13 protein-coding genes are annotated in these 20,094 nt (G+C 40.5%); all 13 read right to left on the bottom strand.

The genetic code is table 11. The features are described 5' to 3' along the window. A partial coding sequence (locus BBH99_RS17875; protein ID WP_455550060.1) for an aldose epimerase family protein occupies positions 1-434 on the bottom strand: 434 nt, incomplete at its 3' end. A 27-nt stretch (positions 435-461) separates the two neighbouring features. Then, positions 462-1,958: an L-arabinose isomerase gene (araA, locus tag BBH99_RS17870; protein WP_066698894.1), complete on the bottom strand. Its 1,497-nt coding sequence runs from the start codon at positions 1,956-1,958 to the stop codon at positions 462-464. 39 nt (positions 1,959-1,997) lie between these two features. Continuing rightward, positions 1,998-2,708 (bottom strand): L-ribulose-5-phosphate 4-epimerase, encoded by a 711-nt coding sequence (locus BBH99_RS17865; RefSeq protein WP_066698893.1) that lies wholly within the window; start codon positions 2,706-2,708, stop codon positions 1,998-2,000. A 27-nt stretch (positions 2,709-2,735) separates the two neighbouring features. Beyond that, a complete protein-coding gene (locus BBH99_RS17860) occupies positions 2,736-4,436 on the bottom strand; it encodes a ribulokinase (protein ID WP_066698890.1) in 1,701 nt (566 codons plus the stop codon). Between the two features lie 128 nt (positions 4,437-4,564). Next, positions 4,565-6,553: an alpha-L-arabinofuranosidase C-terminal domain-containing protein gene (locus tag BBH99_RS17855; RefSeq protein WP_066698887.1), complete on the bottom strand. Its 1,989-nt coding sequence runs from the start codon at positions 6,551-6,553 to the stop codon at positions 4,565-4,567. Positions 6,554-6,632: 79 nt separating this feature from the next. Then, complete coding sequence (locus BBH99_RS17850; RefSeq protein WP_066698884.1) at positions 6,633-9,371, bottom strand: T9SS type A sorting domain-containing protein; 2,739 nt, start codon at positions 9,369-9,371, stop codon at positions 6,633-6,635. Positions 9,372-9,641: 270 nt separating this feature from the next. Then, complete coding sequence (locus tag BBH99_RS17845) at positions 9,642-12,164, bottom strand: glycosyl hydrolase 115 family protein (protein ID WP_066698879.1); 2,523 nt, start codon at positions 12,162-12,164, stop codon at positions 9,642-9,644. Positions 12,165-12,181: 17 nt separating this feature from the next. Further along, positions 12,182-13,402 carry an SGNH/GDSL hydrolase family protein gene (locus BBH99_RS17840; RefSeq protein ID WP_066698876.1) on the bottom strand — a complete coding sequence of 407 codons (1,221 nt, stop codon included), beginning with the start codon at positions 13,400-13,402 and terminating at the stop codon, positions 12,182-12,184. Positions 13,403-13,562: 160 nt separating this feature from the next. Then, complete coding sequence (locus tag BBH99_RS17835; RefSeq protein ID WP_066698873.1) at positions 13,563-15,500, bottom strand: glycoside hydrolase family 97 protein; 1,938 nt, start codon at positions 15,498-15,500, stop codon at positions 13,563-13,565. 2 nt (positions 15,501-15,502) lie between these two features. Beyond that, positions 15,503-16,879 (bottom strand): glycoside hydrolase family 43 protein, encoded by a 1,377-nt coding sequence (locus BBH99_RS17830; RefSeq protein ID WP_066698870.1) that lies wholly within the window; start codon positions 16,877-16,879, stop codon positions 15,503-15,505. Between the two features lie 32 nt (positions 16,880-16,911). Beyond that, positions 16,912-17,784 (bottom strand): alpha/beta hydrolase, encoded by an 873-nt coding sequence (locus BBH99_RS17825; protein ID WP_066698867.1) that lies wholly within the window; start codon positions 17,782-17,784, stop codon positions 16,912-16,914. 340 nt (positions 17,785-18,124) lie between these two features. Beyond that, the gene (locus BBH99_RS17820) at positions 18,125-19,732 is read right to left on the bottom strand and encodes a glycoside hydrolase family 43 protein (protein ID WP_066698901.1); all 1,608 of its coding nucleotides are present in this window, start codon (positions 19,730-19,732) and stop codon (positions 18,125-18,127) included. Between the two features lie 87 nt (positions 19,733-19,819). Continuing rightward, a partial coding sequence (locus tag BBH99_RS17815) for a beta-xylosidase family glycoside hydrolase (protein WP_455550059.1) occupies positions 19,820-20,094 on the bottom strand: 275 nt, incomplete at its 5' end.

The following is a 20,094-nucleotide window of genomic DNA, read 5'->3' as shown; positions in this document are numbered from 1 at the left end:
CCTTCTTTTCCTCCGTGAAGGCTATTGGGACCGTCATTTTTATCAATTTCGTATGCTTTACCCTCCAGTGAGAATTTTGCATTAGCAATCCTATTGCCATATCTTCCAATCAAAGCCCCGAAATAATAAGGGTTGCCATCGAAATATCCTTCAGGTTTTGTAAAGCCGAGCACTACGTCTTCGTATTTCCCGTTTCTGTCTGGGGCAGTTAAAGAAGTGATAATTCCGCCGAAGTTGATGACCTCAACTTTCATTCCGTTTTTATTGGTCAGCGTGTATTTTTTAATAGAATCGCCTTTTGGTGTAACTCCATAGCCTGAAGTGTGAACATTCTCCATTTTTCCTGAAATATCCTGTTTGTTATTTTCTTTTTTGCAGCCGAAAATAATTAAAAATAATAAAATAAAAATGCTATTATCTATTGTTTTTCTCACAATTATTTACATATTTTTTAAAATTAATTAACGATAATACATTTCATTCCAACGAAGTGTATTTTTAAAATCACGCATTCTTGTATCTTCATCAATGACTAATGATTCAATTCCTGCTATCTCAGCAAAATCTTCCAGCTGTTCTGCTGAAATATTTTCACTGTAACATGTATGGTGTGCTCCTCCAGCCAGTATCCAGGCTTCTGCGGCCGTATATAAATCAGGAAGAGGTTTCCATAAAACCCTTGCTACCGGAAGCTTTGGCAGCTCTTCTGTAATTTCCAATGCCCTGGTTTTGTTGATCAACAGTCTGAAATGGTTTCCAAAGTCCATCAGTGCAGCATTCAGGGAATCAATATTTCCTCTGGAATTAAAAACAAGACGAACCGGATCTGCTTTTCCTCCGATTCCCAACGGATGGATCTCACATGAAGGTTTTCCGGCTGCCAGAACCGGGTCTACTTCCAGCATATGGGAGCCTAAAATAGAAGGATTGGAAGGGTCTAAATGATAAGTATAATCTTCCATAAAGGCATTTCCACCTTCAAGGCCCTGCCCCATTGTTTTCATGGCACGTACGAGTGCTGCTGTTTTCCAGTCTCCTTCGCCTGCAAATCCGTATCCTTTCTGCATCAGGCGCTGTACGGCAATTCCCGGCAGCTGCTCCAGCCCGTGAAGGTCTTCAAAGGTATCTGAAAATCCTTTAAATCCTCCGTCTTTTAAAAATTTTTCAAGTCCTAATTCAATTTTTGCAGCGGTGTGAAGTGAACTTCTGTTGGCTCCTCCTTCCAAAAGGGATGCTGCCATGTAATAAGAAGATTCATATTCTTCCATAAGGCTTTTTATCTCTCTTTCGCTTACAGAATTGATAACGCCTACAAGGTCACCGATTCCCCAGGTATTGACTGAAAATCCGAACTGGGTCTCAGCTTCCACCTTATCTCCATCTGTAACGGCTACAAACCGCATATTATCTCCGAAACGTGCAAATTTTGCTCCCTGCCAGTCGTCCCAGCCCGCAGCAACACGGCTCCAGTCACCAATCTGCTTCTGAACTCTTTCTTCAGACCAGTGTCCTACCACTACTTTTCTGTTCTTTCGGAGTCTGCTTACCATGAAACCGAATTCACGGTCTCCGTGAGCGGCCTGGTTAAGATTCATAAAATCCATATCCATGGTTGACCATGGAATATCTCTGTTGAATTGGGTATGTAGATGCAGAAGAGGTTTCTGTAAGATTTTTAATCCTCTGATCCACATTTTGGCGGGTGAAAAGGTATGCATCCACGTGATAATTCCTATACAGTTTTCTGCCTGATTGGCGGCTGCAATGGTTTCAAATATCTCTTCGGTAGTTTTTACCGTTGGCTTTACAATGACTTTTACCGGAATGAAAGAAGATTTTTCTAGTTCTGCCACCATTTTCTGTGAGTGTTCTGCCACCTGGGCAAGTGTTTCGGGTCCGTATAAATGCTGACTTCCTGTGATGAACCAGACTTCTTTGGTATTGAGAGGTGTTAACATAATTGTGTTGATCGTTAATAGTTGTTTATCTTAAAGTGTTTAGTGTTTAAATTCCTGTCCGTAGTAGGCATTCTTGCCGTGCTTACGTTCATAATGTTTTTTGATGAGCGAATCTTTCAGACGTTCTGCATCTGGATTGATCTGTCTGGTGAGATAAGCCATTTCGGCAATGGTTTCCAGCACTTTGCTGTTGTAGACTGCTTTCTCAGCATTTTTTCCCCAGGTAAACGGACCGTGATTGCCTATCAGAACCATTTCTACTTCTTTTGGAGAGAGCTGTTTTTCTTTAAAGCATTCCAGAATCTGTATTCCTGTATTGTATTCGTAGTTTCCTTCAATCAGTTCATCCCGCATCGGTGGAGCACAAGGAATATCTGTCGTTAAATGGTCTGCATGGGTAGTCCCGAAAACAGGAATATCCAATTGTGCCTGTGCCCAAGCTACGGAATAAATCGCATGGGTGTGGGAAATTCCACCGATATTTTCCCAGTTTTTATACAGATAAGCATGGGTTTTGGTATCGGAAGAAGGTCTGAGCTTTCCTTCAATGACATTGGCATCAAAGTCCAGAATCACCATATCTTCCGGCTTTAAAATGTCGTAGGGAACACCGCTTGGTTTAATGGCAAAAACACCTTTATCACGGTCTACAGCGCTCACATTCCCGAAAGTATAGACCACCAGCTTCAGGGCATCCAGCTGCATATTCGCTTCATAGCATTCTCTTTGGAGTTCTTTATAAGTATTCATTTTGAGTATTATTCAAAAGGTTAATATTCAGGAGTTCTGAAGTTCTTTTCTGTTGTTTTTCAACCTGGTATTGTATTCTACAAAATCAGCGAGTTTCTGGTATTGCTGCATTAGCTCTCTGTAGTGCTGCACTTCTTCGGCTTTCGGCTGGTATTCTGCTTCAAATGCAGAGCCCATTTTCATGCTTGCTTCCTGAACGGTAGGATAAATCCCTGCTGATACGGCCGCATAAACAGCAGCTCCCAAAGCAGGAGTTTGGTCCGAAGCGGCAACCACAATCGGCATATCCAGAACATTAGCAAGTGTCTGCATGATGAACGGTGATTTCCTTGCTACTCCTCCGATTCCGATCACTTTATTGATTTTCACCCCTTCCTCTTCAAAACGGTCAACGATCTTTTTAGCTCCGAAGCAAATGGCATTCACCAAAGCTTTGAAAATATGGGGAGCTTTTGTTCCCAGAGAAAGCTGGCTGATCGCTGCTTTAAGTTCCTGATCTGCATCCGGTGTTCTTCTTCCGTTTACCCAGTCCAATGCAACCGGAACAGCATCTGAAAGAGGAATTTTTTCTGCTTCAAGGGTTAATTTTCTGATAAGTCCTGCCTCCATTTCTTCAGCAAGCTTTGTCTTCTGCTCATCTGAAATACTTTCGGACTGCATCATAACCTGGTGAACCGGCCACATCAGGATATCTTTATACCATGCCAGCACATCTCCAAAGGCAGACTGTCCTGCTTCAAGCCCTATTAATCCGGGAATTACGGAACCGTCAACCTGTCCGCAGATTCCTTTTACCATTGTATCCCCAATAGCTTCCTGTGAGGCTACCATAATATCACAAGTGGAAGTTCCCATGATTCTGATCAGTGTATTTTCTTCCACTCTGGCCCCTACGGCTCCTGAATGGGCATCAAAGGTTCCTACGGTAATGATGGTTTTGGTGGTAAGACCGGTTTTTGCGGCCCATTCTTCATTCAGGTAGCCGGCAATTTCATCTGAAGTATACGTTTCGCTGTATAATCTTGCTCTGAGCGCCCCCAGAGAAGGATCAAGCCTGTTGAGGAATTCTTCGGAAGGAAGACCGTCCCACGAGTCATGCCACATGGCTTTGTGGCCGGCAGCACAACGGCTTCTTTTAAAGGTAGCCAAGTCTTTATGATCTGATAAAAGATAGGTCAGATAATCACAGTGCTCCATCCAGCTATAAGCTGTATTTTTTACTTCTGCATCGGCTCTGCTGATGTGCAGTATTTTAGCCCAGAACCATTCTGAAGAATAAATACCGCCTTCATATTTTGTATAATCTTCACCACCCCAGGTTCTCGCAAGAGTATTGATTTCTTCGGCTTCACGAATGGCCGTGTGGTCTTTCCATAAAACCATCATAGCATTGGGATTTTCTTCAAATCCCGGAACCAGAGCCAGGGCTGTTCCATCATTGGTTACTGGTAACGGTGAAGAGCCTGTAGTATCAATGCAGATACTAACGATCTGCTCTGCCGGTATCCCGCTTTCTTGTACTACTTCTGAAATAGTCTTTTCCAGACCTTCAATATGATCTGAAGGATGCTGTCTAAAACTATTGGCTGAGGGATTACAGAATTTACCTTCCTTCCATCTCTGGTAGTAGCTGACCGAAGAAGTTACTTCGGAACCGTTTTCAGTATCAATAAGGACGGCCCGTACGGAATCTGTACCATAGTCCAGCCCGATAACATATTTTTTCATGGTGGTGAAACGTTTTTGATTATTGAGATTTTAATTTCTCCTGATGAGATAAAAACAAATATAAGATTCTATTTTAAATAAATGTAAAAAACACACTTATTTTTAATAAGTAGCTTAATTACAATTAATTATTTTATTTTCACCTTTAAAACAACTAAAGAATTGGCAGGAATTAAGGTGAAGATTTCACCATTTTTGGTTTCATAAATCTCTTCTTTAGGTTTTATGGGTTCAGCATCGAAACTATTTTCAGTGGAAAGTTGTGGTGCGGATAGAAGGATTTTGGTTATTTTCTTACCTGTTTTCAGAGTTCCTGGTTTGATATTTACCGTTTTAGCCTGAGTATCAGTATTGACCATTTTAATAATGATTTCATTATTTTTCGTGTCCTTTACTGCTGTAGCATATAATTTTTCCTGTCCGGATATTGCTTTTCCGTTATGTTCTATTTTTAATACATCCGTTCCTTTATTGTTGGAGAATAATTTCTGAACATAATAGTTCGGGGTTGCATAAGATTTCAGATTATTGAACCAGATGAGATCGGGTGTCCACTGCCAGCCATCAGCATGGGCAAAAAGCGGTGCGTAGGAAGTCATATACACCACATCTGCGTTTCTTTCAAGACCGGTCATAAAAGCGGCTTCTGAGAGAGCTGTTAACCAGTTATTTTTATTATCAGGTTTTACCACTCCTACAGACTGGGCTGCATATTCCCCGGCAAAAACTTTTGGCCCGGAACGGTCATACTGATCGTATCTGCCTACATTTTTCATAAACCATTCGGGAGAGTTGTAATAATGCTCATCTACAATCTGTGCGTTAAGCTGTTTCAGCTCTTTCCAGCCATATTCAAAGAACTCGCCGTCAGGTGACGGTCCGCTTCCGGAGATGATCTTAATGTCAGGATATTTTGCATGAATGGCTTTTTCAAATACTTTATAGCGTTCAATATAATCCGCTCCCCACTGTTCATTTCCCACTCCGATAAATTTTAAATTAAAAGGCTTCGGATGTCCCATTTCAGCACGGATTCTCCCCCATTTTGTTCCGGAATCTCCGTTGGCAAATTCAATCAGGTCCAAGGCATCCTGAACATAAGGATCAAGATCTTGCATTTTCACCAGTTCTGCCGTATTGAACTGGCAAGCCATTCCACAGCTCAAAATAGGAACAGGTTCTGCACCCAGATCTTCGGAAAGCAGGAAATATTCATAAAATCCCAGCCCGAAAGATTGTCCATAATCCGGTGTAAGCCTGTGGGGAAATCCAGTACTCCATTTATTGATAAGGTATTCACGGTCTGCTATATTTCCTATCGTTTTTTTCCACTGATAGCGTTCTGCCAAAGTTCTTCCTTCTACAATACAGCCTCCCGGAAACCTCAAAAACCCAGGTTGCAGATCATATAGTTTCTGAACAAGATCTTTTCGTAAACCTCCTTTTCTGCCTTTCCAGGTGTCTTTCGGGAAGAGGGAGATCATATCCATGTTGACAATGCCGTTTCCAGTAAATGTAATCCGCAGTTTTGCTTTTTCTACAGTTTGTGGTGATTTAAAAACGGCTGTATACTTCTGCCAACCCTTTCCCTTAATGAGTGCGGAGACTGAAGAAATTTCCTTCCCGTTTTCATCAACAAGACTTGCATTTACCGCAGCAATATTTCCTGAAACATTCTCCAGATCAAAGCTGAAATCATATTGTTCTCCCTGATGAATTCCTATTCCTCTGAATCCTTCATTCTCCAGAATATAATTTTTATCATTCAGAATGGTAATTCTCGCGTAATTCCTATTGGTTTTGGCAGGATCGGAATAAATGGTCAGAAATCCGGAATCCAGATTAGGAGAGAGCGTTTTTGTGTTGGGTTGTTTCCAGCCTGTAAATGGTTCGTCAAATTCAAAGCTCCGGTTTTTAATCAGTTCAGCATACAATCCGCCATCTGCTGCAAAATTGATGTCTTCAAAGAAAATCCCGTACATGGTAGGCTGTATTTTAACAGCTGAAGAAGTTTCTTTCAGATCCAGGTTAAAAGTACGGACCGTATTATTCTGAGCCGAAAAAAAAGCAGCACTGAGGGAAATCGCGATGGAGAATATTTTATTTTTTGTAGTCATTAAAATTTATTTTGTAAAAATCATCGTCATATCAGCAAAAGCCAACATAACAAATACTTATGTTGGCTTTGTATTCAGTTTATTCTTTAACAAATTTTTGTTTGAACACCGTATTATTCTTGTAGGTAACCTCAACGAAGTAAATACCTGCTGGAAAATTTGTCATATCAATCTGGTTTTTTCCTGAGTTTATCTTCAATCCGGACCTGATGACACTTCCTCTTCCGTCAAAAATGGTTGCTGTAGCTTCTGAGAGATCAGAATCAATGAAAAGATCTGCTTTTGCCGGATTAGGATATATTTTCACAACTTCTTTTTTAGCTTCACCAGGAATATTTCTGGCACTTAACGATCCGAAGTTTAAAGGAAGAACATTGGCAGAATAGGCATTTTCTTCTGTAAGATATGCTTTGAAAGATCCTATTACAGGCTCACTTCCGGCTGTTACTTTATAGAAGCCTGTTACCCCGTTTTCTGTTTTCAGCACATAAGCATTGGCCGGAACTTTTATGCTCTGATAAACTCCGTTCATCTGGTTAACAGTAATTGCTTTGGGTGTGGAAACGTTTCCTGTACCGTTGAAAGTAATATTTCCTGTCGCGTTGATGATTACCGGAGTGTTTACAGGAATGATTCCGTTTGAAATTGCGGTACAACTGATATTACTGACATTCGGAGACATCAGATAAGCAGCAACCCCGGACGGTATATTAGCCTGGAATGGCAGGATCAACACGTCATAACCATTAAATGTCCGGCTGTAAGAAGCTGTATTGGCTGTGAAGTTAAACGGCACCTGAAAATCCATACCCTGACCGGAAAGGACAAGATTTGAACATGTAGTACCGGAGATCACATTATTGGCAGATGAACTTATGTTTGAATTGACATAATAAATGCTGTTAGTGTTAGCACTCATAGGCTGCCAGTTATTGGAGGAAGTAATTCCTGCTGCATTTGTGAAGTCTACAGAAGTGTAGTAGCCATTTTCCAGGGCATCCATCAGATAGCTGTCGCTAGCAGAATAAGTGCCTCCGAATTGAGAAGCAATTTCATTACCCACATTGAAATAAACATCGCCCAGATTAAGCGTAAGTACAGAGCTGTAATTGGAATTTCTCAGTCCTAAAATTCCTTTACATCCGTCTGTAAGCACCTGTTTTGAAATATCGAATGTGATATCGAAATTTCCTCCCTGCGGAAAATTAATCTTGCCGTAATTATATGATTTCGTTACCCCCTGGCTGTTGATGTAATATAAAGTGGTATTGTCCGAATAGCTTTGTCCCGCTGTTGTATAACTATTTACATGCAGGATCAGTTTATTGTACCTGTCATTAAGCTGAAGATATCCGTTAGCCGCAGTCATATTATTGCTGATAAGAGGGCTTGGATTAGAGAATGTCACCGTTGTATTGCTGATATTGAATCCTGTACCAAAAGCTGTACTGGTAGGAGTTTGTGTTTCAATTTTATTATAATGGATATCGCCGCCTGTCATCAGAGAAGCAGGCCTGTCGCCGCTTTTGTTAAAAACAAATGTCATGATACTGGAAGGGCTGATATCAGCCGTTGGCCGAAACGTTGCCGTACTCAAAGAAATAGGTGTGCTCACCATATTGGATTGTGTATTGGTCAGTACTTTTGTTCCTGAAGTCGTGTAAAAAGGCAGATCAACTTTTAAACTATAGGAGTTCTGAGAAGGATTAATAACCATAAGAACAACCTGATTTCCATCCTGGGAAATATAGGAAGACCCTTGTAAAACTCCGGTTTTGTCATCCCATTTGGCTTCTATTCTCGTTTTTCCTGTTGTGTACTTGGCATAATGTGAAAGAATATAGCCTCTTTTGGTCATTACACCTGCAGGAGTTCCGTAAGTTCCGTCACCCATTAAGCCATAATAACGTTTGGCAGAGTAATGGATCCAGGCATTGACATTACCCAGTAATGCATTGTTGACACTGCCGGCGAAAGTAAATGCATCTGTATTCCAGCTGAAATCACGGGCCGGCTGTGTGGATGAAGAGTTCCAGTTGATCAGATATTCTGTCTGCCATATTTCTTTGTTATAATTCTGGAATTGCTTGTAGGTGGACTGCATAAGCCCGTATTGATGGCCGCCATACACTTCAAAATTAGCCATTGCCGCAGGATCCAGCAAAGCACTGGCAAAATTATCCGTAAATCCCACACTTTCCGGGGCAATCACTTTACAATTGATAAGTTGTCCGTAATTCTTGATGAAAGTCGTAATTTGCGCAGGAGTCCAGATACATCCCTGATACTGTGCCATTTCATCCGGTTCATTCTGAATGGAGATATAATCAAGCTCTACTCCGTTGTTCTGGAGATAAGTAATAAAGCTGTTGAGATACAGCGCATAATCCTGGTAATTTTCCGGCTTTAAATATCCTACCTGCTGTACTCCGTTGGTGTCAGTATACACTGCATTGACATGGTTATTGGTTTTCCAGGCAGCGGGCATGGTCCAAGGCGAAGCAAAAATGGTAAGTCCCATAGATTTGGCGAGTTGCGCTGTAGCTAATACAGAAATCCAGTTGCTGCTGTTTTCGGGAATATACAATCTCATAATATTATATCCACCTTCACTGGAAGCGCCCCAAAGCGTCTGAATTTCTGAGGTAGACATATGGTTATACGCAAACTGGGGACTGCATACAAATCCTCCGAACCCTTTTATTTTCTGATAAGATGTGTTCTTATCAATTTTTACAGTGGTAAGCTGTCCATGCAGCATCAGGCTGCAAAACAGAGCTATAGCATGAATGGTTACAAGACTTAAAATTTTTTTCATAATGGTTTAGTTTTAGATAGTCGTGATTTTGATTTTAACAATTAAAGTAAGGGCAATGGATTCCCCATCAAGACGGTTGATTTTCAAAAACCGTCAGGAAAATACCCTGAATGATATCAGGCAGCGATCTGTTAAGTAAAGTTGCTTACAAAATCATTCGCTGTTCTTTCTCTTCATTCTCTGTGAGGGAACTGTATTTCAGATTGGAATGTGAATTAAAAGATTAGTGTTTCATAATTAAAGTGTTGTTTGTGATGAGTATTGTGCCAATCAGTGAAGCATTTCGCTTTCGGGAGCGCCTAGGTAAGAGGGTTTTAATCCTCCGGTGTTGATCAGTATCTTTTCAAGGACAATGCCGGGTTCCAACACTCTGAAACGTAACGTGTGCTTTCCAGCCTGCTGAACCGAATGTTTTGTAACGGATTTAATGATATGTTCGGACTGCCATCTTCCCAATTCACCTTTGTAATGACCATTGAAGTTGACAATTTGCGAAGTTTCGTTATCAAAAGAAATTTCATAGCGCAATCCTTTATTATGATTAAAATTTAAAGTCGGAGCTAATAATAATTGGACTTCAAACTCCCCTTTTGATTCAAAATTGATATCATATTCCAGCCAGATATTTTCATCACTTTTAGGATAAGCATTCTGTGGAAAGGTTGTCACTCCGGATTTTGTTTTTCCGAAATCAGGAATCACTTCCCAATGGATCCGGTCAGAATTGCTCATTCTTGCAAAATTTTCTGCCTCAATGGAAACATAGCCCTTTTTCTCCTGAAATACCTTTTCTTTGGGAACCTCAGCATCAGAAATATAGGTAACATCAGGCATTATATTTTCTTTTCCATCTGCCCAGCTTTTATATCCTATTTTCATTTGGTCCATCATATGCTCCCATTTTCCGCCGGCAATCACATTATTGTATTGATTATCCAGATAAGCATTTCTTTCAAAACATGCCTTCACTTTATCTGCGTAGAAATTGGCTTCCGGATCTTTTTTCGCTGCCAGTTCCCTGTTTTTTGCTACAGCATAGTACATTTCGTATAAATTACTGCAGGCATCAATCGGGTACAGAACCAACTGATAATACGCATCCTGGTATTCAGCAGGAATCTGCTCTTTTAACCGTAAAGCTTCTACGGCCAATGCTCTGTAATCATTTAAAACCGTTTCAAATTCATGATAATTCTCAAGGCTGTACGTTTTGCTGTCAAGGGTTTCAGGCGTAACTCTTCTGTTGTATTTGACATACAGATTAATCATTCTCGCAATTTCTTTGGCGTGTTTTTCACCAAACTGCTGGGCAGTCCATTTTTCAGTATATTCCAAAAGATTTTTAGCGTTAAACTGCTTTGGATTCCAGGCCATTTCCAGAAAAAAACTGATCGGAAACTCCATGGGTTTTAAATCTCCCACATTCACTACCCAAAGCTTATCTACCTTATGTTCATAGGAAAGATTCATCTGTTCCCAAACTCTCTGGATGGGGCTTATGTTGATCCATTTGGAATTTCTTGGACCGCCTACATAATCGAAGTGGTAATAGATTCCATAGCCACCTTTATGCAAAGGTTTTGAAAGGTCCGGAAGCTTTCTTACATTTCCCCAGTTATCATCACAGAACAGCAGGATCACATCATCCGGAACCCGCATTCCTTTATCATAATAGTCCTGAACTTCTTTATACAATGCCCAGACCTGAGGTGTTTTTTCTGCTTTTTTCCCAGTAACGTCTGCAATGATTTTACGCTGATCTTTTACAATTTTCTCCAGCAGGGAAATATTGGTTCCCTCTCCCATCGCTTCGTCGCCGTCACCCCGCATTCCCACTGTAACGAGCTTTTCCCAGTTTTTGCTTCTTTCGAGTCCGGATTTCCAGAATTTCTGCAAAACGTCTGCATTTTTAGCGTAATCCCAGACATTCGGGAGATTATTTTTTTTGATATACCTGTGCCAGTCGGTTTGTGCCAAAGCCATAGGCTCATGGTGCGAAGTTCCCATGACAATACCCATTTCATTCGCTAACGGCCCGCTCAGAGCATCATCATCATAAAAAGCTTTCCCCCACATTGCCGGCCAGATATAGTTTCCTTTAAGACGCAGAATCAGTTCAAAAACTTTTTCGTAGAACTTACTGTTTACTCCGCCAAATGTAGCTCTTGCCCAGCCTCCCAGCGAAGGTTCTTCATCGTTAAGGAAAATACCACGATATTCTACCGCAGGCTCTCCATCGGTATAGGTTCCTTTTCTAAAGTATAGATTATCTTTTTTCTCAACCGGAACATCTGCCCAATAATACCAGGGTGAAACACCTATCTGTTTAGACATTTCATAGATCCCGTAAATAGTTCCCCTTTTATCGCTTCCAGCAATCACAATAGCCTCAGAAACGCCCGAAAATGGATCACTGACATTCTGAATGATATATTTTTCTCTTTTCCCTGCCAATGCTTTTCCATCCAGTTTTTTTTGTCTGATTAAATCATCAATGGTCTTGCTTTTACCTGCTTCACCAATAATAATGAGCATTCCGTTTACACCAGAATTTTGGGAAATAAGATGAGGCTGAACACCGGTTACTTTTTGAAAATCGGATTGAAGATTCGCAACGGCACGCAGAATTCCTTTATCCGAATCGCTGTCTGAAAATAACGTCAGACCTGAATTACGTTCTTTCAATACCACCGAATTTTCTGTCTTAGCAAAAGAAATAAATGGTTCGGTTGCTTTTACAAAAAATATAAACAACAACGTAAGAAACAGCGAAATGTTTTTTGTAAAATTCATACTATATCTTTTTGATTTTAATTTTTAAATAAGTTCAGATCAACAAATTCTCCCATTCTTCTGTAGCCGGCCTCATTGGGATGAAGGAAATCGTGATCGTGCATATCGTTTAAGATGACCTCCGGATTTTCACTCTGCATATGTTTGGCAAAATCAATGACGGCATCAAACTTCCCGCTGTTCCTGATCCAGTCATTTACTCTTTTCCAGGCCTCGATACGGAAAGGTTTTTCGTAGAACGACTTTCCGAAAGGAAGAATTGTTGCTCCGTACACTTTGATTCCGTTAGCATGTGCCTTATCAATCATCACCTGATAAGCGGCAATCAGTTCTTCTGTTCTTTTGAAGGCGTCATCAGGATCTCTTGTTCCTCCCAGATCATTCACTCCTTCCAGAATGATCAGCCATTTTACGCCCTGCTGATTGAGTATGTTATAATCAAAACGGTCTAATGCTGTAGGTCCCAGTCCGCCACGCACCACACAATTCCCACCGATCCCGAAATTAAGGACACTTATATTCCTGGTAGAAGGATTTGCCAGTAATCGCTGCGAAAAAATATCCGGCCAGCGATTCTGTTTGTTGGTTCCTGATCCTCTTCCGTCGGTAATGGAATTTCCCATGATTGCAACAGCATATGAGGGTTCATCTGTCTTTACATCAATGTTAAAAAGCGAGTACCAATGATCTGTCTTTACTGGATTTTTAAATACCGCAGCATTGGTCTGCTCACCTTTAACAATAAAAGAGGTTGTTCTTGAAGCCGGATGTCCGGTGACAGATTGAGTTACTTTTACGTAGGAAATTGTAATGGCCAGCAATGAATTAGGTTTCAGATTAAAGTTCACCTCATCAGAATAAATATCTGATCCGGGAGCAATTTTAAAATTGTTTTTCTTCTCAAACGTTAATGATCTGATGGTGGCTGCATCCACATTGCTGCTATCGGACGGCACCGCAATCGAAACCGCTTTTACCGCCAAACTATCCATAGAATATTTATTGGAAAAACGTAGTCGCAATTTTTTCCCACCTACAGATACACGCACAATCTGGCGCAGGGTGTTCCCCGAAAGCCCCGGTTCCGGCGGAAGATTTTTGGGTTCCACCAATTGGGGAGCTGTTGCCCAGGTAGTGAGCCATTGGCCTTTGGATGACTGCTTTTCCAGACTCTGTGAGGAAGAGCAGGAAACCAAAAATCCCGAAATGATAAAGATGTATAAGCTTTTGAAGTGCATTTTTCTGTTTTTTGTTTTATCAAGCCTTTAATTTCCTACTACAAATCCTCCGTCGGGGATTTTCTCAGTACTGATAAACGGTTCTGCAGCATAGATCTGCAGGCAAAGCCCAATCTCTTCAAACCTTATAGGTTTTAAAAACCTATAAGGTTTACTTCTGTTAATTTTTCAGTACAAAACCACCCTGCGACTGAATTTCAATGCTGAAATCTCCTTTTACATTTACTTTTATTTCTTTCTCTGATGAGCTTCCTTTTGCATCATCATTGATAAGCTTTACGGCTTTCCCGGCAAACATCGGAAGTTTTATTTTCAGTTTCCGGGATTGTTTTTCAGCATTTACACCAGCCACATACCATTGATCCTGATGTCTTCTCGCCACCACGGCATATTTTCCGGGATAACCGTCTATAAAAACGGTTTCATCCCAAAGGGTCGGGATTTCTTTCATAAAATCCAGCTGAAACTCCGGAGCATCGGTAAGATTGTTCGGCATGATACCAAACATCTGAACGGGATTCTGAAACAGGACTGCTGTAGCCAGTTGAAAGCTATCCGTGGTATGTCTTTTATTTTTGTCTCTGTTGGACTCCGTTAAATATGTATTGAGGAAAGTTCCTCCGAATTCCATACTTCCCACCGTATTTCTGATAAAGGGATGAAGCGTGGCAAAAAAAGCTTCCTGCCTGCGTACATCTTCTGAGAAATAGAGCATTTCTGAGGCAAGAACAGCTTCGCTTCCGGCATAATTCGGGTACATTACTTCCCAGCCTCTCGGTACAGTAGCTCCATGGAAAATAATGGTTAATCCAAAATCATTGGCATCTGACAAAATATCTTCGTAAAGACGCATAGTTTCCTGTTTGTCCCCTCCGAAGAAATCCACTTTGAGTCCTTTTACACCAACATCTTTCAGCCATTTCATTTCCTTTTTACGTTCAACGGATGTGTTCATCTTGTTTCTAGGTCCCATCGGTGCGTCATTGGCTGCTCCGTTGGAATTGTACCAGAGCAATACTCCAATATTTTTCGATTTTGCATATTGAATAAGCGCTCTCATACGGTCTTTTCCAATATTTTTATCCCAAAGTGCATCAATGAGAATAAACTGATATTTCAGCGCAGCGGCAAGGTCTATGAATTTCACCTGGTCATCATAGTTCATGCTTTTGTCCTGCCACAGAATCCAGCTCCAGGTAGATGTTCCGTACCGATACTCCTGTGAAGGCTCATACATCGGATCTACCACATCAAAAGGAATGGTAGTTTCTACAATGGGTTTCAAAGAACTGCCCACTGTAATTGTTCTCCACGGTGTTTTTCCGGGAAGTGAAATGGCTGCTCCAGTACTTCCGAAACCGTTGTTTTCAGCAATGTTCGGATAGGCTACTTTGTAAAGGCTTTTTTCTGCTGTGGTTTCAAGATGTGAAGCACAATATGTACTGTTTACTCCTGTCTCGGAAAGCAATATCCAGCCTTCATTTCCGATATGGAAAAGGCCCGGGAAAACATAACCGTAATCGGATGGCAATCCCAGCTCAGCATCAGCTTTATAGCCACTTTCATAGCTTGGGGCTGTGCGGGCAAATCCTGTCATCGGCTTCATCATAGGTGAAAGAAAAGTAGTGGTCTGTGACGGGAATCTGTATCCTGTAGTTTCTGACTGTACCACCACACTCAGCCGTTCTTTCATCGGTGGAATATCATACCGGAAAGCAATATTATTGTTACTTACCTGAAATTCAATACCTATCTGATGATGATCAGCGTTGGTGAAATTAACGGTTAAAGTATTGGCATTATAATTAATATCAGATTTTTTGATTTTCCGGTTTGTATATTTCTTAGAAACCACGTCTTTTTTGCTGTCGGTAAATTTCAGGTTCTTTGAAAAATCGGACTCATTGGTTACCAAACCCAGCGGGGATTTTTCAAGCATTGTTTTTCCCTGAAGGATAATATCATATAAGGCTTTTCCGTCTTCTGAAAAAACATGAACCTTCAGGTTTCCGTCAGGACTTGAAATTTCTGCTACCTGCGCAAAGCTTTTGCTGATCAGAAACAGGCTGAATACAATATATAAAACTTTTTTTCTCATAATTAATTATTTTCAAGAAAGGTCCAGTAATCGAAATACATAATATCTGTTGAGGCTTTTCCATTGAATACAAAATACAGATCATGAATGCCAATAATCTTTTCAGTAAGCTGAACTTTTACGGTTTCCCAGCGGTCATCCCCACCCGTCATCGGAACCTTTACCGTTGCAGCAACCGGGCCGTTCACAGCATTCAGATGAACAGTCATTGTAACGTCACTGTTATGGGTAGTTCCTACTCTTGCAGAGAAGGCAGCAGCTCCTTTTTTCCGGAAATCTACATTCTTTACACTGGTATATGCTCCATTTTTCTTTGCTTTGATGAAAACACCAGCCTCTTTATTCTGATAGGATTTTACATTTTCTGACCAAGCAATCATTTCTGCCTGATTGAATGAATAAGGATTAACTGCTGCGATAGCTTTTGTAATTCCGTTGGTCATTTTAAATGGCGAAATAGAACCGTCTTTATTAAATGTAAGCTCTTCCAGACTTACCGATCTTGTAAAACCGCTTCCGCCCGGCAATGCCCCATTGTGATAAAAGAAATAGGTTTTCCCCCGGAAATCAATAACACCAGGATGATTGGTGAATGATTTTCCTTCAGTAGGCATTACAATTCCTCCATATTTCCAGGGTCCCTGTGCTGTTTTACCTGTAGAATATCCTATGAATTCAGGAAGCGGACCACCCGGCCAGAAAAGATAATACAGGTTTTTCCTTTTGTACAGCCACGGACCTTCTTCGTATTTTGTGGGCCTTTCCGGGTTGGGTTTTCCGTCCCTTTTTCCAAATGATTCTTCGGTCATCGGAACTTCTGTAATATTCCCGGAATAGGAGATCATATCTTCATTCAGCTTCACATATTTTAATTTAGGATTTCCCCAGTACATGTGTGCCTGTCCGTCATCATCCACAAAAACGGTGGGATCAATATCTCCCCATTCGCTCTGCACAAGAGGTTTTCCCAGCGGATCATGGAAGGGTCCAAACGGACTGTCACCAACGGCAACCCCTATAGCACCTTTGTTATTGGTTTTGGACCACATCGGCACGTATAAAAAAAACTTTCCGTTTCTTTCAACACATTGTGCAGCCCAGGCATCGCGTTTCGCCCAGTCGAAATCTTTATACGAAAGAATTGTTCCGTGATCTGTCCAGTTGACCATATCGTTGGTGGAATACACTTTCCAGTCGTTCATGGTAAACCAGGTAGAATCGTCTTCATCGTGTGTGGTGTACACATACAGCCTGTCATTGTACACCATTGGCGCAGGATCTGCAGTGTAATTGGTCTGAATAATAGGGTTCTGCGCAGATCCCATCGAAAATAACCCTATTAGAACAATGAAACTTATATGTATTTTACGGATATTCATAGAAATTTGGATTTAAAACTTTAATCCTGTATTTATTGGGATTTCAGGATAAGATTAACATCTTCCTGGTTGACAGGCTTGAAAAGCAGTTGCGAGAACAGATACAGATCATTTTTCCAGACCTTGAAATCGTGGCCGCCCGGTTCTACATAAAAAATATGAGGAATTTTATTTTCTGTAAGATAGTCGCTTGTTCTTTTACTGAAAGGCATCAGTCTGTCCTGATCTCCGCATGAAATCCAGAGAAGCTTTAATACTTTAGCTTTGGATGGATCCGGGAGAAGAACTTGAGGTTCTTTGGTATTTGGAGCTGCGGAAAAGGCACCCACCCATGCGAACGTATCGATATTTCCTAATCCGAAATTCAGGGTCTGCCCGCCACCCATGGAAAGTCCGGCAATCGCTCTGTCAGTTCTGTTTTTTTTAACCGGATATTTTTTTTCTACAAAGGGAATCAGATCATTCAGCAGGTCTTTCTCAAAGGTTGCAAAAGCTTCCACTTTATCTTTTGCCATGATATCTCCGGTTGCTCTGTCATCTTTCATTGCCCGGCCGTTGGGAAGTACAACGATCATGGGAGAAAGTTTTCCTTTGGCATACAGATTATCTAAAATAATTTGCGGAGTTCCATTTTTAAACCACTCTTTTTCATCTCCGCCAATACCGTGTAACAGATATAGAACGGGATATTGAGCACCTTTTTTATATCCGGGAGGCGTATATACCAACGCTTTACGTGTAGTTCCAACCGTTACCGAAGAGTACTGTATCGTATCAATTTTTCCATGTGGAATTTCTTTTTTCTCGATATCAAAATCCTGTGGTACTTTTTTCTCAAAAGACTGTGCAGAAATAAAAACTCCTAACAGCACGAAACCTAATGCTAATACAATTGATTTATTCATGATTTTTATTTGTATTTTTAACACTTATTATTTTGGATAAAAAAATAATAGCAAGCTGTTTAAAGTTTATATTGATTATTTTTTTAACCACAAAAGGCACAAAAGTTTTAAACACTTAAGCTTTTTCAGAGCCAAACCTTGCATTTAATAAGTACACCTAAGTTTCAGGAAAATCTTTGATTTTCATCTTATGTGAACTTTTCTACACTTTCATTTTAAACTTACTTAAGTGAACTAAAGGGTTTTAAAATGAAAGCTTTTGTGACTTTTGCGGTTTAAACAACTTAGCATTTATTTTATCTATTTGCAGGAGGCTTTCCCTGTTAATTTTTGTTACTTTTCATTCTCCGGCCTTATTGACTCTGAAAAAGTCCACATCTACAAAGCCTCCGGTATTTTTAGTGGCATAATTAAAAACTGCGAATTTCGAACCCATAAAGAATCTCCGGTAATCAAAGATCATTTTGTAATCTTTTGCCATTTCCGTCCAGTTGTTCTGATCAGTGCTGTAGTAAAAGACTGCAAGATCTTTCCCTAGGTTAAAATCAGCATCAATACGGAGAAAAACCTTATCTGAATTGAGAAGTATCCGTTTTTTTTCTTCTTTTTTAACTCCAGTAATGGCTTTTGTTTTATTATCCAGGTTCACTTCGTTGGCTGAAAAAACAATGAATTTTTCTTCACCTTCCTTCACTACTGACAAAATTCCGGAATCCCCGTTGAAGGCACTAAAACCCGCTACATCTCCGTCTTTCATTCCTTTAAGATCCATTGCGACAACCGCTGAAGAAGTGGGACCTTCCATCCTCTGGGTCAAAGTATTGGGTGCCGCGTACAGATTGTCTACTACCCTGCTGGTTTTAAGTCTCAGAAAGCCTTTTCTTTCGGATAAAGACCAAGCTCCATTCACGGGATTATGATTCCATTGCCATTGAATTTTCATTTTTTTATCAGAGAATTCATCGCTTTCCACCAGATGATTTTTTGGTTTGAATGGCGGAAGCGGAACTTCTCCCTTCAAAGGAACTTTTCCGTTATCTCCCAGTATTGGCCAGTCGTTTTCCCATTGTACAGGAAGCAACAGCGGAACGCGTCCCACCCCGTTTCTGTCCTGGAAAATAAGGGAATACCAGTTTCCGTTTTTATCATCAATCAAAGCGCCCTGCCCTGCATAGGAAAATCCTAAAAAATTGTCTTCCAGAATTACTTTTTTCTCGTAAGGACCTGTCACTTTATCAGCTCTGTAGACTACCTGACGGCGTTTCCCGTTTTTGGGCCAGGATATCATCATCATATAATATTTCCCGTTTCTTTTGATGATCTGATTACCTTCCAGAAGCCCGGTTTCCGAATCATCCTTCTGAAATACTTCGGTTCCATCCGGATTTCCAATAACTTCTTTAAAATCGGGACTCAGTTCAAAAACTTTGTTTGAAGTGAAAACATAGATCCTGTCATCATCATTGAAAAACAGTGATGCATCGTGAAAATGCCGTGTTCTGGTGATGAGTTTCCATTTTCCTTTTTCGGGATTATCGGTTGCATAGAAATAAGATTTAAAAGGTTCATCATTCGGAGAAAACAAAACGTAATATTTCCCTTTATGGTAGCGAATTGATGAAGCCCATTGGCCTCTGCCGTAAACGGTTCCGTTCAATAAATCATATTTTGAATTGTCGTTCAGAGTATCGAAAACATATCCGGACATTTCCCAATGTACCAGATCTCTGGAATGCATTACTGGTGCTCCCGGCATCAGGTGCATGGTGGTACTGATCAGGTAAAAATCATTTCCGTTTCTGGTAATGGATAAATCCGGTGCATCTGCCCAAATGATGGGATTGGTAAATGCAGTACTTTGTTTTCCGGAAGGATTTACCTGGGCTGAAAGAAGATTCAGCCCGATAAATCCCAATAAAGAAACTATATAAGATTTTTTGATTTTCAAGGTCTTGATATTTTGGTTCGATTTGATTCTTTTCAATTTTAAAAGGAAACACTTTGACAAGCTCAGTATGACATTGATAATATTAACTTAATTCGGCACAATATCATTGGAAGAGGTACTGTACAGTCCGATAAGGCTTCCTGTAAAACCTCCCGCCACATCCGTAGAAAGTATATCTCCTGAAACCGGTCCGCCAAGGTTTTTATAGTTCTTACCATCCAGCGAATAATTAAAGCTATGCTCATCTTTATCTGCTACCACCTGCAGTTTAACCGGTTTGGATAATGAAATCTTCTCGCTGGCGATCAGCTTTGATTGTCCTTTTTCAGTTCTTTCCAATACGATATAGAAATCTTTATCTT

This window comes from Chryseobacterium contaminans (assembly GCF_001684955.1).
GTDB classification, from domain to species: domain Bacteria; phylum Bacteroidota; class Bacteroidia; order Flavobacteriales; family Weeksellaceae; genus Chryseobacterium; species Chryseobacterium contaminans.
Note: the sequence above shows the minus strand (reverse complement) of the source record. Positions and strands in the feature narration are given on the sequence as shown.

Coding starts and splice junctions, on each gene's coding strand:
- araA (WP_066698894.1), bottom strand. CDS start 1,958: ATGTTAACACCTCTCAATACCAAAGAAGTCTGGTTCATCACAGGAAGT.
- BBH99_RS17865 (WP_066698893.1), bottom strand. CDS start 2,708: ATGAATACTTATAAAGAACTCCAAAGAGAATGCTATGAAGCGAATATG.
- BBH99_RS17860 (WP_066698890.1), bottom strand. CDS start 4,436: ATGAAAAAATATGTTATCGGGCTGGACTATGGTACAGATTCCGTACGG.
- BBH99_RS17855 (WP_066698887.1), bottom strand. CDS start 6,553: ATGACTACAAAAAATAAAATATTCTCCATCGCGATTTCCCTCAGTGCT.
- BBH99_RS17850 (WP_066698884.1), bottom strand. CDS start 9,371: ATGAAAAAAATTTTAAGTCTTGTAACCATTCATGCTATAGCTCTGTTT.
- BBH99_RS17845 (WP_066698879.1), bottom strand. CDS start 12,164: ATGAATTTTACAAAAAACATTTCGCTGTTTCTTACGTTGTTGTTTATA.
- BBH99_RS17840 (WP_066698876.1), bottom strand. CDS start 13,402: ATGCACTTCAAAAGCTTATACATCTTTATCATTTCGGGATTTTTGGTT.
- BBH99_RS17835 (WP_066698873.1), bottom strand. CDS start 15,500: ATGAGAAAAAAAGTTTTATATATTGTATTCAGCCTGTTTCTGATCAGC.
- BBH99_RS17830 (WP_066698870.1), bottom strand. CDS start 16,879: ATGAATATCCGTAAAATACATATAAGTTTCATTGTTCTAATAGGGTTA.
- BBH99_RS17825 (WP_066698867.1), bottom strand. CDS start 17,784: ATGAATAAATCAATTGTATTAGCATTAGGTTTCGTGCTGTTAGGAGTT.